Below are 15,631 nucleotides of genomic sequence, written 5' to 3' on the forward strand. Positions count from 1 at the left end.
GATTGTTTCCCGAATACGGACTACATCTTGAGCTGCTATGTTATCTGGATGGGGCAGCTTATAGCCCCTTTGGCTAAGATCGTTTGGCATATTAAGTAATCACTACTCGAAGGGATCGGACTTTTGGGCGATAGATAATTGTGCCGGTAAGCACTAATTTCACCCTTGTTTCGGCTGCATTAAAGCTTGTTAAAATATGAGTGCGTTCAACCCAGTTATCACCGACGGGCTTTCCTGTAGTTAGCTCCACTAACTGCCAAGTGCTATCCGCTTTTTGAACATAAATTTTAACATCTGCCGTCCCAGTCATGAGTGCTTCATAAGTTATGGTGACTTTCGTGTTGCTTCCTGCAGGTATAGCTCGCGTGACATAATCAGCAGTTTCAGCAACATTTCCTAACACCATTTGAACACCAGGATAAAGTACAGGGCTATGTAAGCTGGAGCCTCGCATCTGCGCTTTCACATTTAAATTGCCTGTTACTCGAGCTCGAAGAGCAATGGGCAAATCATCAGAAAGTTTGTGTTCTGTTCTGTCTTGTTCGGTAAGGGTGAAATCCAGATCGGTATCGGATGCCACATGCTCAACATTTGCAAGTGCAATCAAATCTGATGTGCTATTGCCAGTGATTGTTCCTAATTCAACAATGCGTGTATTTTCGGTAAATCTGGCAGCTAAAAGTCTAAAAGTTAAATCACGATTTTGATGATCAGTCCATGTACTGGCATTACTTGATGAAAGTAAGACACCTACTTGATAAGGCTGGCTTGTCACCCATCTTCCATGACTTGCATCGTATTTGCCAAGTTCTGCTACACGCACTGCCGCATCAGCATCATCAGTTAACAAAACAATGGCATATTCATGTCCAGCCTCAAGCCACACAGGTTGCCAAGTCATTCGAGTAGCAGTGCCATTGATGTTGATTGAAGATGGCATGATATCGCCTTCAGCTAAAACCGTTTGTGTTGGCATACCAAGGCTGGTATCGCGAATTTGCGCGACCACACGTTTAGTACCGCGATTGCTAAACCACAAATCAACACCAGCAATATGGCGACTTTCACTTAAGGTAAAGGTTTGAGCAAGTGGATCAAAACGCGTAAGGACAACCGTGGTTTCATTACGTCTGATATCGGTAATTACCGTAACACGCCTGCGCTCTTCAGTTGTAATAATGCCGCGTCCGGTATAAGTGGCTTCACCATAACTTCCTTGATTACCAATGAATTGGACCAGTTTAGTGCCCGCAGGCACATTGGCTGGAACGGTAAATTTACCTTTTATTTTTCCTGTTGAATCTGCAATAAGTGGCATAATTTCTCCTATACACTAATGGGTTCAATAGTGATGCCATCAAAAACTATCCGAAGTTGCTCATTTGGCATAAATCCTTCTAGATCAAAATTCTGAGTAGCTTGTCGCATAAAGGTAGCTTCACGTATTGAACTGGATAAAAGTTCTGAGGTTTGGCTTATTTGCGTTCCGATTAATACGTTTTGAGTGGTGCTTGAGGTCACTCGCGTAAGCACGCCACCTCCATTCACAATCTGACGTGTGATGGGACTAGAAAGCACGCTAAATCGCTGTGTAATCAGGCTAGACCAGTTAGTTTCTAATTCTGTCCAGCGATCTACATTTAAATTGATAATGGCTTTTGCAGGTATTGGTGCAAACGCTTGATAAGGATTGATTTTCATATCCATTGTTTGCAAGAGCTGCTCAAGCACTGGCTCTAAAACATAGGGCAATAACCAAGGATTTGACCCTTTACCTACATCTTGAACTGAGCCGTTAATAGGCAAAGTAAGTTCGTGATCGACAATCGCTGCAGTCTGAGTGATCCCTTGATCGCGCATGTCATCATCAAAAAAGGGATCAACAAAAATTCCCTTTTTAGCAGCAGGTTCACGGCTATTGGCATCATTACGCAAACGTTCTTGAGCAATCAAATCGTAAAGATCATTAATACTTGAACGCATGGCTTCAATATCACTCATGGGTATGGCATGAATCGCATTATTTACAACGCGCGGTTTCTCTTGAGCGCGCCAGTTTTGGTAAACATAAGCTAAAGCCAATTGTCCTGTAGGGGCTTTAGGTAAGGATGGCCTCCATGGATGGGCAAATCCTTTAATCCGACGAACAATGCCTTGAGCATCCATGGTTATTAAATCGTACCGAGTCATCATCCAGCTGTAATCCACCAAAACCAAAGTGCCATTAACAGCCCCTGAGATTTTAAAGCCATTTTCAGTGATGTTCTGAGGGGTAATACGGCTACGATAACGATATGTGATTTCATAAGTGCTGCCTGGAGCAGGTTCAGCGCCTGACAAAGACCAATCTACATCACCAGAACGCAATCTATAATCTGTGCCATTAACGTAAACTGTAGTACCTTGTTTCACCTGAATAATTTCTAGAACTGAAGTGTCAGGGATGGGATCCATGACACCAGTGTAAGAACCGTGCGTCATTGCAATGGTTTTTTGAACTGTGACATCCACATCGAAAATTTCTTTAATAGGCGTCTCGTTGAGAGTGAGGTCCATTATGCCTTGAGTATTCGGCTGAAATGTATGAGGCTCTGATTCTATCGCTTGAATATCCGGATCAAATGCAAAACGCACCCGCAAACTATGGGGTAGCTCAATCTCAAATCCATCAACGTGGGCTTTGCCCTCATTAATAACAAAAACCTGTTCATTGTTATCTGTCTGGAGGTACATAACATCCAGACCGCTTACCACATAAGAGCCATTGGATTCACGATCGTAGCGCGCAAGAGCTGCATTGACTGCATCCAGTTGCGGTGGTGGTGCATGCTGAACTAAGACCCCATTTTCAACACCGTAAATAGGATAAAATTCACCTTCTTGGGATGTTGGGGGAATACCATCTGCTTGAAAGTCCCAGGTAATGTTTGCTTTAAGGCGTGCAGCTCCCGGTTCTTGATAATTTCGAGTGCCGACCGCTGGATCACGAAGACCTGGATCTTCAAGCTCAGTTACCGTGCTTTCAACATACCATACACCAATGCGCACAGACGCATTAACGGGAATAGTAAAATTGACAGAGCCGATTTCACGAACTGCACCACGCAAATAAATATAGCCTGCCTCTACGCTGGTCTCTCCTGTATGAGGATTGACCACGCAGGCTGCGCCCCGGATTACATCACCATCCCTAAAAATTGCATCACCAATACCTTTGAGGTTATGGAGCGCATAATCTTGAATTTCATTCAGTTCAGCCTATTGCAAACCACGGCCTGCTAAGAACAGGCTTCGGTCATATTTTTTGGCTGGATCATAACGATTATAATAGCTGTTGAGTGTCATTGTATCTTCCCATGAATCTTATAGATGTTGTTCATGATTGCTCCCTAAAACGTCACCACAAATGAAAAAGTTTCGCGCGTTGCCGCTGTTCGGATTAGTGGCACTGTGCGTTCTAAGACCAATAAAATACCTGCATTAATAATGTCTTGCGGCTCAAAATAGCGTTGCCCAGGCGGTAATTCAGGATTGGTTTCAGTGCCTACCATAACGCCAAGCTCACGTATCACTTGGGTTGAGGCATTGTCAAAATCAAAAGTGAAACGCAAAAATAGATTATTAGTTGGGGTGCTTGAGGTCTTAAAACGACCCGTTGGGGTAATCAAATCGCCATTTTCATCGCCAGCACAAAAAATGACTTCATCAGCGGTTCTGCGGCCAACTTCATTTAAAAGAGCATCTGCGGTAATGAGCTCTGGCGGCGTGGCATAGGTATAATCAACAGTCAGAGTGCTATCAGCAGGAATGTTCCCATTAGGAAGACGACTAATGATGCCCATTACACTGTCAACGCTATAGTCAGTCCCTGAAATAAAAATAGTCTCACCTTGTTTTAGGGTGACATTTTTGACAGGATGATGATCAAGCGTGATTTGGTCATCAGTAAAAGTTTTTTCCACCTCATGGGTGCTTTCCCAAGTAGGATCACCGGTTCCCCAAGCCAAATGGATTGCTTGCTGTTTGATGCTGGCAGCAATGGCTGCACGACCAGACTGTGTTAAAATAGCCATAATCACCCCTCAAACTGGTTGACGTCAAAATTCAGTTGAGGGTTATATTCACGATTGGATCTGAATTCGTCCATGAGCGATTGAGATGGCGATGTTTATGCCACGTCAGCATGCCAGGATACATTGTTGCGATAAAAGTCTCGCTGTAAGCAAAAGAACTTAATTGTATAGGGTCAAGTGTTTCTTCTGATAAAATAGGCCAGATGTGGCCTTCTTGAAAATTTTTATGAAGCTCTTTCTCAACAAAAGCATGAATCTCTTCATTTATAATTGCTGTTGCTTCATTTTCTTGTGCCCGGTAAAACCGTTCTAGAATTTCTTAATACAGGAAATGCCAAACATGATCAGAAAGCTGATCTTGGCTTAAGATAAAGGTTGCGCCCACCTCTGTTTGGGTGGTAACTGGAAAACACGCATTAATTTCACCAAGACGCCAACTATCAGATAAAACAATCAATGCTTTTGCAAGATGTAGTGGGGGTTCAAAATCAGGAGTGAAAAGTGATAGCGGATCGGGATTTTGCCAAATGTGATCGCGTACGTAAATGGCATTATGATTTCTAGTATGAGGATCTGTTTCATTTAAAATAGCGAAATCCAGGCGATATAAATCATCACTCAGCGCATTGTTATGGTGCTGTCTATTGGCTGCAAATTTTAAAATAGGCAAAGAGGATGTTGCTTCAAATGGATTAAACCGACCAAAAGATAATACTGGTCCATCAGGTGTTAATCGCACGCCAGAATAATCGGATAACAGACTACCCCAATCGCTCTGATCGAGCATAAATCGCCTAATATCATAGCGATCATTATACATCCGCATCAAGCGTGACCTGGTTGGTGCGGATAGTTTGGCAAGCGCCACCACATTATCAACAAAGAAATCATTGGGTACATCGTGAATGCCCACTTGAAACTCTGCAAAGTGCTTGCCCGGTGGTTCTTCTTCGATATAAATATTTTCGATGTTCATCCATTTCAGCGCCATCCGCAATGAGGCAGGCGTACCGCGAATCCGTTGAAACCGAACACCATCTTGAATAGCACGCCTTGGATCAGGAACCCAAGCCAAAATTTCACCAAGCCCATATTCCCAAATGAGCCAAGGTAACACGCTATCAGTTGGTGTAAATTTAAAACCTCTAATCACACGCGGATTAATGCCATAATCAATAGCATCTGCTAAGGCTTGTTCTTGCGGTGAACTGCTTGGAGGAAGTAAGGTTATCACCAGTCACGCCCTCCAATATCAAGCTGAATATTGTCTAGAGCAATACACTCATGATCTTGAACAATCACATCTTGCAAGGGATTTAAAAGCTCAATACGTTGAACACCTTGAGCAAATAAATGGGCAATAATCCAGCTGCGTGTTAGGTTCCAACCCAAACCTTTTGTTTCATTCAGTGCTTTGATAAAAGCAGCCTTGGCCATTTCAACAATATCTTCTGGGGTTTCTGGGTAGAGATAAATTTTTGCTTGAATGCTGACGGCAATAATACCCGAGCTAACCACTTCAACAGTATCTGTGAGCACCCGCACATCATCACGCAAAATAACAGACCTCGCTTTTTCCAAAAGTTCTGGGCTAGGCATGCCATTACCTTCTGTAGAAAGGATAGAAACCAGAACAAAGCCTGGTGTAGGTGATTCGGCGCGCGCATCTTTAATACGCGTATCAGCCGATAGGGCATGATAACGATAATGCTCTCTGCTACCTGCAGTAGACCATCCTACAATTTTAGCCTGAATTCGTTTACGGAAAGCCTCATCATCTTCTTCTGATTTACGCTGCACATCATAAAAGGCTGCTAAATGTTCTAAATCTGCTGTATTAGCAAAGGCCAGTAAATTAGCGCGTGCCGCATCATTGACTCTTTGACGTAAAAGCAATTCGCGCCAGGCAGCAATTTCTAAAATCTTCATGGCCGGATCGCTTTCAAGCAGCGCTGAAAAACTGGGATCGAGGCGCAGTAATTCCGCTTTCATGTGCGTGAAAATCGTCTCATAATCAAGCGATTCAATAACATTGGGATTTTGTAAACGCGTTAAATCTTGCATAATCACACTACAATCCCATCTAAGGTTATGGGCCTGCCGTCCGGTAAATAGAGCCCCTCTAAAATTAAAGTAATATGACCTTCTTTGATCTCTACAACCTGCACACGTTCCAATTTAAATCGATTTTCCCATTTTTGTAGTGCCTCAGCAGTAGCCGCATAAAGTTCAACGGCAAAACCTGGCGATGTTGGGCGGTCAATAAGTTCAAAGAGTCTTGAGCCATAATCTCTGCGCATCACACGGCTCCCTATCGGTGTGGTCAAAATATCCACGATGGACTGTTTAAGATGTTCAAGGCCCTTTAATTCTTTGCCGCTTCTTGCATTTATTCCGCGCATCATTTACCCCGCAAAAACAGTTTGACTGCCTTCTTGCGTTTTTGAACCGCAAGAAATGGGATCACCAATACGAGCAATGGCTTTTCCGTTGACATAGACCGTGCTTGAACCTTTCGTGAGAACGCCATCATGAGGCGGCGTATTGGGACACGCATGCATGGCCCATTTATCTTGCTCGCGGTGGACGGCCTTACCCTCAACAAACACATCATCGCTTGCGGTAATGCAAGGTCTGGGTGGATAGCAGCTGTGGCCGGTGCATTTATCATTAAGTCTTACGATTCCTGGCATATCATTCATTCAAATCAATTCGTTTTGCTTTGAGTTTGATGCTGTCTTTACTCATCTCAAAGCTTGATTCACCTATCTTCAGCGTTAAGGTTCCATCTGTCACAACTGAGACAGTCAAATGATGTTTTTCTTTGTCATACAAAACTTTGCTACCATCTTGAAAAACCAAAGTGGCATCGGTTTCTTTATCGCTTGGCGCGGGATGTTTGTTTTGATAAATAGCTGGGATCACAACACCTTGAGCCATTTCGCCTGATGGAGATAATAAAACAACCTGTTCACCAATACTGGGTGCAGACCAATTTCTGTCTTGTCCAGCGCGAGAAGTCACCCAAGGCAGCCAATCAGTAAGAATTTTTCCAATCTGAATACGCACACGGGCTTTTTTGTAATCGGCCTCCTTGACAGTCCCTACACGAATGAGGTTAGCAAGTTTTCTGTCTATTTCAGAAAAACTAAAACTCTCCATGTTGAACCTCTACATACTTTGGTTCATGGGCAGCGCCGATTTCTGGGGCGATGCCTACATAAACCGTGTGTGGCTGAATACCGCTTGGTGTCCAAACTGAATCTCCGCGGTGAAGTTCATGCGCCCATTCCACTATCCAAACTATGTATGCATCAAGCTCTGGTTTAAAACCATCGGGACTCGCACCTAAAAATTCAGCAGGTGATACATTCATCCCCCATGAATTTTGATGAATGACCCTTGCAACTTCGCTGACTAATGCTCGCACGGCAAAAGCGGCATTGGGGATGGTACTATCCACAATAACTCTTGCTTCAAATCGAGCACGTAGCGCAATTTCACCAGTGCCTGGATCATTGCCGGGTTCAAAGCTTGCTAGTTCCACTAAAACAGCAGGTGCCAATAACGCTGTTTTGATCACCGGATAAGATTCTGAAGTTTGAATTTCTGGTATCTCGCGTTTTAAAACGGTGGTAATGGCACCATGTAATTCTTCCCAAAAATTCATAGGCTCACCTTTAAAATAAAGCCCAGTTCATGACGAAAATATTGAATGAATTTTTCTGCGGCACCTGAATCCACGAAGCCTTTAATGATATTAGAAGCGACAGGCTCAAGTGGTAGCACGACTTCACGAATGGGTAATCTGCTTTTAGTCTTTCGCTTAAAAATGCCTCGGTGACCTGTGGGCATCGTAGCGACAAAGGCACCAGTAAATTGAGATTTTCCTGCTTTGGCACCTATAGCCGTTTGGCGCATGGAACCTAAAAGCGAGGCTTTAATACCGTAAAGACTGGCGACCACCAATGCTTTTAAAGAGCTTTTGCTCGCTTTAACAAGCTTTAGTCGTTCACGTATGATTTTTTGTTGAAGTTTTTTCTGTGCGCTGATTTCTTTCACGCTTTGGGATTTAAGCCAAAGAGCGGTTTTATTGAGGGCGCGCATGGCCGCCAGTTGTACTTGACTTTCAGTTCCACGCATTGCAGCAATGATCTGGTCGATATCACCGTATGTTGTAACATCCAAGGCAAAAACGGACATATCATGCCTCCATTACCATTGCTGTTATTTCCCAAACCGTATTGGAAGCATCCCGCAGAGGTTCACTAAAGATTTTATAGCGATTGCCAGCAATAATCAGCTGATCACCCACTTTTGGGAAAGCCAATTCATCAATGCGTATTTCAAATATCGCCATATGGCCAATGACTTGCCCATCACCCATTTCATAAGCCGTATCGGGTTGTTTGATTAAAACACGAATAGGAAAAGGGGCGGCGCCAGAGCTCTGGTACTGCGCCTCTTTCCCTAAATGTGCAAAACAATCCTCAAACATTTTGGTTAAACTCATGGCTTATACCGTAAGTTTTACAAGTACTCCCGGACGATGACACATTGGCAGCGGATTAGATTGAGTATGCAAATCCGTACCGCGATCAAAACGTCTTGGCTCTTGTTTGGCGTAAAGCGGTTGCCCCAAGGTGTTGACGGTTTCGTTAAAATCAGCCGGTGCAAAATAGGTGGAGAAAGTCTCAGCAGTACCTAGCGGGAAACAATGCGCTGTATCTTGGGCTATAAAGCGTCTGACGTTACCATCAGGATCGGTTGCTTGACCGCGATATTCTTCAAAAGTTATGCCGCCAAAGGTAAATCCTGAGCGCATATCATTGCGTAGCGCTGCACCTTCCTGCCACCTGTCATAGGCTTCTTTGACTTTAGCATGTGATGTTAAGGCATCAAAAAATTCAGGGCTGACTAGCGCATGAACGCCCGTCATGAATTCGCCACGTAGGTTATCTTCAATATGGCGCAAAACTTCGATACATTTTCTTTTAACATAAGTGCCAGCTGTGCCTAAAGCAAAGCTTACGATTTTTGGCGTGATTTCAAATTCATTATAGAGATTCACAAGCTCCGTACCATCAGCATCTAAAATAATGCCCTTTAAAGCGCCCATTCTGAGGTGCTCTAAAGTTATCGCATGTTTGTTACGCATGGATTGCAAATGATCGGTAATAACATTTGCAATGGCTTGCAGCTCATTTTCCGTACCAAAAGCCCGAATGCCTTGTACTTCTTCCGGCAAGACCACATCATCATGGGGGATATGCGGAATGGTGAAGGTTCTGACTTTTCGTTTATCGCGTTTACCAACGGTACCGGGTGCGCCTGGGCTTGCTGTTGGAAGTAAGCTTAAGACACCGTTTCGTTCTTCAATAGCGATGTGCCTGAAGCGTACTGATTTGGAAGGAAATAAACCTAGTGATTCAGTGCGGCCATAAGTGTTTGGTAATAAATTAATGGAAGCCGTCAATGCTGCCATGTTAAATGCTGGATGTGAGAATGGATTTTGCATAAATTATACCCCTTTACGAATAATGACGCCGCGTGCCTCAAGCTGTTTGATTGCAGCGATTTTTTGTTCAAGCGTGATGGTGACTGGCCAGACAACGGCGTGATCGGCAAGAATTGCATCGCGTGTCACAATCACGGCTTTGGTGTTACCACTTGTTGCATCTACCTCAGCAATCAAAGCGCCAAGGGCATTTTGTGTGCCGTCTGTGGCAGCAGGATTTAATGCTTTAATCAAATCTGTTTCACTGTCTTGGCCGATAATGGCACCAAGGGCTAGTTTTTGGCCCTGAGCTATAGTTATCTCTTCACGGGAATAAAGATTAGGAGCTTCAAACTTGAGAAGATCTCCTAAATTGTTTTGTTCTATGGCAACGGTCATTAAGGGTTTCCTCCATTTATGCGGTTAATTTCATGTGACTACGAGCTTTAGCAGCTTGAATTACCGGGTTTTCTTGGGGTGTCGGTTCAAGACTCACAGTGCTCAAGATCTCAAGGCCGGTACGATCAGCGAGTAGCTGCATGAGTTGCTCGCGTGCTTCGTTAACCGGTATATTTTGCTCAAGAAAATCACCCAGTTTTTCGGGCATTTTCGAGAGTTTGCATAAACGAAAAAGCTCTAAAGCTTCCGTGTGATATTCACTGCGCCCTTGGATTTTGCCTTGGGTAAGTAATTCTTCTGGATTAATGGTCGGTAATGTTTCAGTCATAGCTATGGTCCTTATAAAAGATTGAGAGGCTGCTTTTTGAATACATTCAGGAAAGGTGAGAATTTCGTCCGCAAGCCCTGTTTGGATGGCATCAAGGCCAAAATAAAGGCCAGCCTCTGTAGCCTTTACGGCTTCTGTTGTAAGGCCTCGATTACGGGCTACCAGCTCTACAAACATCTCATATAATCTGCTGACTTCACTTTGCAGGGTTTGCATGGATTCAGAAGTTAACGGCTCATGGGGATTTAAATCATTTTTACGGTTACCGGCAAAAACAGTGGTGTATTTGACGCCTTGTTTTTCATCAAAGGCACTTTGATCAATATGGCTCGCAATCACGCCAATGCTGCCTACACCAGACGTGCGATTGATAAAAACCTTTTCAGCGCTGGATGCAATGCCGTAAGCGGCAGAATAGGCCTCATCATTACATACGGCCCAAATGGTTTTTTGACTTCGTGCTTGATAAATAAAATCGGCTAAATCAAACAAGCCACTGGTTTCCCCGCCGGGACTATTAATGTCGAGCAAAATCGTTTGTACAGCATCATCCGACAAAGCAGCACTGATCTGTTTTTGAATCTCATCATAAGAAGTCATACCCAACATGCCGTCAAATATCCCAGAACGTTTGGTTAAAATGCCATGAATCGGAATAATGGCCATGCCATTGCTAGCACCCTTTACTAATGATGGCTTTGTAAGTTTTAAAGCCTTGTTGGATGCCATGTGGGCTGCCAACCACGGGGAGCTGCGAGGCTCAATCATCATCGATTTCATAGCAAATTTTAAGTAAATGTCATTCATCAAAAACCTCGTTTTTTAGGCGGTGTTGTATGCCTTGGGTCGGAATCTAAAACAAACCCGGCTTCATCAGCTCTATTCTTATCTGCAGCAATTTCTTGATCGATTTCTTCTGCGTCATAGCCAAGTTCTGAGATCACTTCGCTGCGGCTTTTAAAACCATTACGTACTGCCATTTGTTGTGCTTGTTGATCTTTGAGTAGATCAACCCAATCAAAATCTTGGGGTATCCATTTTGCATCCTTGATCGAAGTGTCTTTATCTTGAGAAGGTAAGGCGCCAGAGAGTAAAGCCAGTTTAATCCACCGATTCCAAACAGGCCGACAAAATTGAAACACCATCACATGATGTTGCAAGGTGGCGCACCGTCTACGAAATTCAATGAGTCCAGCGCGGATGAAGGAATAGTTAACGTTAGTCAAATCACCCGTTAGCTGTTCATAGGTAATGCCCATGCCAATGGAAATGGCTCTGAGCTTCTGACGGATAAAGGCTTCGTAATTTGCGCTAACATCTGAAGGATTAGAAAATTTAACATCTTCACCGGGTTCCAGTAACTGCATGGGTACCAGGCTCAAGTCCGGCAAGGGCCATACCTTGTTCATTGGCAACCCCTTCACCCATCATGTTGGCTTCAGGATCAAGACGAGTGATAACCCCTGCAAACATAGCAGCCGTTTTCTTGCGCACCAGCTCTGCATCATCATATTGATCCAGCTCATAAAGTTTCAGTAATACGCGGCTCAGCCAAGGCTCGCCGCAAATTTGACCAGGACGCAAGGGTTTATACATATGCAGAACTTCAGAAGGCAGGAATGCGGACAGATTCACCGTTTGAGACAAGCAGTTTTTCACCGAGATGCTCGCGGAACAAATAATAGGCTTCTCTTTGTCCGAGTTTATTAAACTCAATTCCGTTTCGAACCATATTGCCTATGGCTAAAATGCGATTCACGGGGGTATCAAGATGTTCGGATTCTAAGGATTGCAGTTACGGATAAGCCATCTTCAGGGCGTCTTACACGAAAGCGAACAAAACATTCGCCCCCTTTCTAATCATGCTGCGACAAATAGAGGCTTGTAGACCGTAAAAATCATGAACGCCATGGCTATTCCGCTTCAACGCAGCCATAACGCTTGTACCGATTTACGAAACTCAGCATTTTGAGCTTTAGATTGCGGTTTGATACCGGTGCCAACAGCGTTACTCACCAGTGTTTCTATAATATTGGAAGCATAAGGATTTTTACGCACCATATCGCGTGCACGGCTACGTAGCGTTTCTAAATGATTCCCAAGAAGGCTGTTGATGGCGCTATGTTCCGGTTGCCAATAGGTTAAGCGTTTACCAGAACCGGCTGCATCCCAAGCGGAGGCTTTACTTTTGGGGCGTTTGAAGAGTTGTGCGAATGTTTTAAGTAGCATCAGAAAATCTCCTTATGTGTGGCAAAAGTAATGCGTCTTTTTGGGGAAACACCTGCAACTTTAAGCTCTGACTTCATTCGCTGCCTCAAATTAAGCAAATCGCTCAAGTCAACTTCCGCGTATTTAACGATATGATCGCCATAGGCAACAGAAACCACGCGCTCGCCTTTTTGCAGCTTGGTAATCGCTAGTTCTATTTGCGCTAAATCATCTTCTGTATACATGGTGTTCTATCCCATAAAACGGCTTCTGACCACACGTGGCCTTCCTTGCGACTTTGTTTGACGCATAGGTTCACTTGGAAGGTTATATTCAGGATTAGGAGATTTTTTGTATCCCATCAGACTTTTCCATTTATTTTCATTCCAGCGATCTGCACCAATAGCAATGGCAGCAGCTCTGGCATAGACTCGACAATCCAGAGCTTCATTACGTTCACGGATTTTTTGCCACTCGCGTTTTGGATAGCCTTTGCTAATTTTGGTCACCAATTGCTCGGCGGTAAGCTGCTTAAAATATTCAGGCCCGTAAGCTGGGAAATGGCAATACCCCCCAGGGAATCCTTCATCAGTTTGTGAAAGTTTGAGCACGTGATACAGCTCTGACTTTAAAACAGAGACACCAATCGGCCAGAGTTTGGCGCCACGTCTGAGTTTTTGCCCTAAAATGGTGACGTCCACACGGCTTGGTGCACCCACTGGCACTAAGGCTTTGTCGATACCTTTAACAGCCATCACACAACCCGGTGTTTGGCTACGGATCCATCCATAAACTTCTTGAGTGGCATACCCAGCATCCACAGCGATCATACTGATGGGGCGCTCTAATCCATCTTCGCTGGGGAATAAAGTGCTCATCAAAGCAGATAAATGTTGCCATGTAGAAGCTTTACCGGGGTCACCCTCAAAGACCTGATAATCAACAGACCAGCTTTCGCGTTTTTGACCCCATGCAACAATTTCAACTTCAATACGGTCTTTTTGTACGTCAACACCAGCAGTCAGAACTAGCCCACCGAAAGGTACAACGCCAATCGGATAGTTCTCTGTACGTTCAAACAAGCGCTGCCAATCGGGAGCTTCACCTTTGTCGACCCAAGTTTCACCCAAAGTCGTGTTAACCCAAACTTTCAGCAGCTGCTCATTATCCTTGGCATGTAAGAAATTCTGGGCCGCTTGTCCCCAGCTTAGCCATCCAACCGGGCTATAAAGGCTTGAGAGATGAAATCCCGCAATCTTACTATTGCACTCGTTAGCAGATCGCCACTCGCCGTTGGCTAACATCCAGGTTTTTTGATGATTATAGATTTTTTCTTCGCAAGAGATGCAGACATAATAGGCATTGAGCGGATCATCCTCCCATTTGACTTGAGGCCATTTTAGAATTTGAAAGGTATGACAATGTGGACATGGTACCCAGTAGTAGCGTTGATCGGAGGCTTCAAATTCGCGTTCAATACGGCTTAAGCCTTGAATGGTAGGCGTTGAGACTAACAAAATTTTACGACGGGCAAAGGTGGCGGTACGTTGAATAGCGAGGGAGACAGGATCACCTTCGCCGTCAGCATCGCCAGGATAGGCATCAATTTCATCTAAAAACAAATAGCGCACAGGCATAGAGCGCAAACCCACAGCGCTATTAGCGCCAGTTACCACAACAATACCGCCGGTAAATTCTTTGCTTTGGACGGTATTGCCTGAATCCCGAGATCGTGGGTCTTTAACTTTATCGCGAAGAGCTGGTGTGTCATCAATCAGTGGCGCTAAACGCCCTTTAGACCAGCGTTTACCCATTTCAACAGTGGGCTGAACGACCAGCATAGGACCAGGCGCTTGATCAATAATGTAACCAATCCAGTTATTGCCAGCTTCCGTCCCACCAATTTGAGCGCCTTTCATAAAAATCACTTTTTCAACAGGTGATGATGGCGATAGTGCATCCATGATTTCTTTAAGATAAGGCGTGCGTTCAGTGCGCCATCTGCCGGGTTCAGAGGATGCGGTTTGCGATAACATACGAAATCCATCCGCCCACTCAGAAACTTTGAGTAGTGGATCAGGCCGAAGCCCCGTATTAAAACTCATGTGGTAAGGCTTACACGTCACGGCTTAATTCCTCCAAAGCAGTTCGGATTTCTTGCAGCAGTACCTCGTGAATTTTGTGGGCATCATCAATGGAAGCAAGCAATGAGGCTACTCGGTCAGGGATATTCATCAAACTATCACGAACGATTCTGGCCTTGTTAAAAGCAGCTACTTTGACGTCTTCTACTGAAACCAGTTCACCAATTTCTGCTTTGGCGCGGGCTTCAAGCAGCTTGCCCCGTTCCATTTCATTTTTGATGCGGGTTTTAAGGAGAAGCGTTGAAAGCTCAGTTACATCAGAGGTATTTTTACGACGTTGTGGTTGGTTTGGATCACGTAAGGCAGCAATTGCGGCATCTGCTTGTTCAACATCCACAAGGCCATCAACCAGTTGAATGACGCCACTTTGCACCAGCTGTCCCGCATATTGTCTTGAAAATCCATGTCGCTTTGCCCACTGCGATTGCTTGATAAGTTCCATAGAACCTACATTTCAATATGGCATGCACACAATTCATCAAAAGTTTGGCTGGTTTTAGCATGCACAGCCTGACGCTTAGTGTAGGATTGCCAGCGCTTTATGATGGTATCAATGTATTTAGGATCAAGCTCAATCATGCGGCAGCGACGTTTTGAATGTTCTGCAGCCATCAAGGTTGTGCCGGAACCACCAAAGGGATCAAGAACGATATCGCCAGGCTTGCTGCTGTTAGTAATAGCCCGCTCCATGAGCGCCACTGGCTTCATGGTGGGATGCAAATCATTCGCATTTGGCTTATCGATAAACCAAACATCGCCTTGGTCCCTGGCACCACACCAATGACGTTCAGCACCTTCACGCCAACCATAAAGAATAGGCTCATATTGCCGTTGATAATCGGCTCTGCCTAAAGAAAAATGATTCTTCGCCCAAATTAGGATCTGATGTTACGCAGCAATAGTTGATTTTTGCTTGAAATAATCATATTTTTCATCCGTAAGTTTTTAAGGACAAAAAATGAAACTGGATCTTCTTGATATG

17 protein-coding genes and 2 pseudogenes are annotated in these 15,631 nt (G+C 44.3%); all 19 read right to left on the reverse strand.

Annotated features, from left to right (window positions below; translation table 11 throughout):
- Positions 1–91: 91 nt before the first annotated feature.
- Entirely contained in the window at positions 92–1,318 is a 1,227-nt protein-coding gene (locus P618_RS02310) for a hypothetical protein (RefSeq protein ID WP_021827502.1), read from the reverse strand.
- 8 nt (positions 1,319–1,326) lie between these two features.
- A complete protein-coding gene (locus P618_RS02315; protein ID WP_204365634.1) occupies positions 1,327–3,252 on the reverse strand; it encodes a DUF4815 domain-containing protein in 1,926 nt (641 codons plus the stop codon).
- A gap of 137 nt (positions 3,253–3,389) precedes the next feature.
- A complete protein-coding gene (locus P618_RS02320) occupies positions 3,390–4,073 on the reverse strand; it encodes a hypothetical protein (RefSeq protein ID WP_021827504.1) in 684 nt (227 codons plus the stop codon).
- 319 nt (positions 4,074–4,392) lie between these two features.
- Positions 4,393–5,307 carry a phage tail protein gene (locus P618_RS02325; RefSeq protein ID WP_021827505.1) on the reverse strand — a complete coding sequence of 305 codons (915 nt, stop codon included), beginning with the start codon at positions 5,305–5,307 and terminating at the stop codon, positions 4,393–4,395.
- The gene (locus P618_RS02330; protein ID WP_021827506.1) at positions 5,304–6,137 is read right to left on the reverse strand and encodes a baseplate assembly protein; all 834 of its coding nucleotides are present in this window, start codon (positions 6,135–6,137) and stop codon (positions 5,304–5,306) included. The genes P618_RS02325 and P618_RS02330 overlap by 4 nt, the downstream gene beginning before the upstream one ends.
- Before the next feature lie 2 nt (positions 6,138–6,139).
- Entirely contained in the window at positions 6,140–6,475 is a 336-nt protein-coding gene (locus P618_RS02335; RefSeq protein WP_040458282.1) for a GPW/gp25 family protein, read from the reverse strand.
- Positions 6,476–6,478: 3 nt separating this feature from the next.
- A complete protein-coding gene (locus P618_RS02340; protein WP_021827508.1) occupies positions 6,479–6,775 on the reverse strand; it encodes a PAAR domain-containing protein in 297 nt (98 codons plus the stop codon).
- The gene (locus P618_RS02345; RefSeq protein WP_021827509.1) at positions 6,768–7,235 is read right to left on the reverse strand and encodes a phage baseplate assembly protein V; all 468 of its coding nucleotides are present in this window, start codon (positions 7,233–7,235) and stop codon (positions 6,768–6,770) included. The genes P618_RS02340 and P618_RS02345 overlap by 8 nt, the downstream gene beginning before the upstream one ends.
- A complete protein-coding gene (locus tag P618_RS02350; RefSeq protein WP_021827510.1) occupies positions 7,222–7,743 on the reverse strand; it encodes a hypothetical protein in 522 nt (173 codons plus the stop codon). The genes P618_RS02345 and P618_RS02350 overlap by 14 nt, the downstream gene beginning before the upstream one ends.
- Entirely contained in the window at positions 7,740–8,276 is a 537-nt protein-coding gene (locus P618_RS02355) for a phage tail protein (protein WP_021827511.1), read from the reverse strand. The genes P618_RS02350 and P618_RS02355 overlap by 4 nt, the downstream gene beginning before the upstream one ends.
- A gap of 1 nt (position 8,277) precedes the next feature.
- Positions 8,278–8,571 (reverse strand): head-tail joining protein, encoded by a 294-nt coding sequence (locus P618_RS02360; protein WP_024161105.1) that lies wholly within the window; start codon positions 8,569–8,571, stop codon positions 8,278–8,280.
- An 18-nt stretch (positions 8,572–8,589) separates the two neighbouring features.
- Positions 8,590–9,591, reverse strand: a complete 1,002-nt coding sequence (locus P618_RS02365; protein WP_024161106.1) for a major capsid protein — start codon at positions 9,589–9,591, stop codon at positions 8,590–8,592.
- 3 nt (positions 9,592–9,594) lie between these two features.
- Positions 9,595–9,969, reverse strand: coding sequence for a head decoration protein (locus tag P618_RS02370; RefSeq protein ID WP_021827514.1), 375 nt, complete (start codon positions 9,967–9,969; stop codon positions 9,595–9,597).
- Between the two features lie 16 nt (positions 9,970–9,985).
- Positions 9,986–11,104 carry a S49 family peptidase gene (locus P618_RS02375; protein WP_021827515.1) on the reverse strand — a complete coding sequence of 373 codons (1,119 nt, stop codon included), beginning with the start codon at positions 11,102–11,104 and terminating at the stop codon, positions 9,986–9,988.
- Positions 11,104–12,526 (reverse strand): annotated as a pseudogene (locus tag P618_RS09195) (phage portal protein). Before P618_RS09195 ends, P618_RS02375 begins: the two are co-directional and overlap by 1 nt.
- A complete protein-coding gene (gpW, locus tag P618_RS02385; RefSeq protein WP_021827519.1) occupies positions 12,526–12,750 on the reverse strand; it encodes a gpW family head-tail joining protein in 225 nt (74 codons plus the stop codon). Before gpW ends, P618_RS09195 begins: the two are co-directional and overlap by 1 nt.
- Before the next feature lie 6 nt (positions 12,751–12,756).
- A complete protein-coding gene (locus P618_RS08565) occupies positions 12,757–14,610 on the reverse strand; it encodes a phage terminase large subunit family protein (RefSeq protein ID WP_052564146.1) in 1,854 nt (617 codons plus the stop codon).
- A 10-nt stretch (positions 14,611–14,620) separates the two neighbouring features.
- Complete coding sequence (locus P618_RS02395) at positions 14,621–15,091, reverse strand: minichromosome maintenance protein MCM (RefSeq protein WP_021827521.1); 471 nt, start codon at positions 15,089–15,091, stop codon at positions 14,621–14,623.
- 5 nt (positions 15,092–15,096) lie between these two features.
- Positions 15,097–15,528: pseudogene (locus P618_RS08570) on the reverse strand (DNA-methyltransferase); the annotation flags it as partial.
- Between the last annotated feature and the right edge of the window lie 103 nt (positions 15,529–15,631).

The sequence above is a fragment of the Holospora obtusa F1 genome (assembly GCF_000469665.2).
GTDB classification, from domain to species: Bacteria; Pseudomonadota; Alphaproteobacteria; order Holosporales; family Holosporaceae; genus Holospora; species Holospora obtusa.

Coding starts and splice junctions, on each gene's coding strand:
- P618_RS02310 (WP_021827502.1), bottom strand. CDS start 1,318: ATGCCACTTATTGCAGATTCAACAGGAAAAATAAAAGGTAAATTTACC.
- P618_RS02320 (WP_021827504.1), bottom strand. CDS start 4,073: ATGGCTATTTTAACACAGTCTGGTCGTGCAGCCATTGCTGCCAGCATC.
- P618_RS02330 (WP_021827506.1), bottom strand. CDS start 6,137: ATGCAAGATTTAACGCGTTTACAAAATCCCAATGTTATTGAATCGCTT.
- P618_RS02335 (WP_040458282.1), bottom strand. CDS start 6,475: ATGCGCGGAATAAATGCAAGAAGCGGCAAAGAATTAAAGGGCCTTGAA.
- P618_RS02340 (WP_021827508.1), bottom strand. CDS start 6,775: ATGAATGATATGCCAGGAATCGTAAGACTTAATGATAAATGCACCGGC.
- P618_RS02345 (WP_021827509.1), bottom strand. CDS start 7,235: ATGGAGAGTTTTAGTTTTTCTGAAATAGACAGAAAACTTGCTAACCTC.
- P618_RS02350 (WP_021827510.1), bottom strand. CDS start 7,743: ATGAATTTTTGGGAAGAATTACATGGTGCCATTACCACCGTTTTAAAA.
- P618_RS02355 (WP_021827511.1), bottom strand. CDS start 8,276: ATGTCCGTTTTTGCCTTGGATGTTACAACATACGGTGATATCGACCAG.
- P618_RS02360 (WP_024161105.1), bottom strand. CDS start 8,571: ATGTTTGAGGATTGTTTTGCACATTTAGGGAAAGAGGCGCAGTACCAG.
- P618_RS02365 (WP_024161106.1), bottom strand. CDS start 9,591: ATGCAAAATCCATTCTCACATCCAGCATTTAACATGGCAGCATTGACG.
- P618_RS02370 (WP_021827514.1), bottom strand. CDS start 9,969: ATGACCGTTGCCATAGAACAAAACAATTTAGGAGATCTTCTCAAGTTT.
- P618_RS02375 (WP_021827515.1), bottom strand. CDS start 11,104: ATGAATGACATTTACTTAAAATTTGCTATGAAATCGATGATGATTGAG.
- gpW (WP_021827519.1), bottom strand. CDS start 12,750: ATGTATACAGAAGATGATTTAGCGCAAATAGAACTAGCGATTACCAAG.
- P618_RS08565 (WP_052564146.1), bottom strand. CDS start 14,610: ATGAGTTTTAATACGGGGCTTCGGCCTGATCCACTACTCAAAGTTTCT.
- P618_RS02395 (WP_021827521.1), bottom strand. CDS start 15,091: ATGGAACTTATCAAGCAATCGCAGTGGGCAAAGCGACATGGATTTTCA.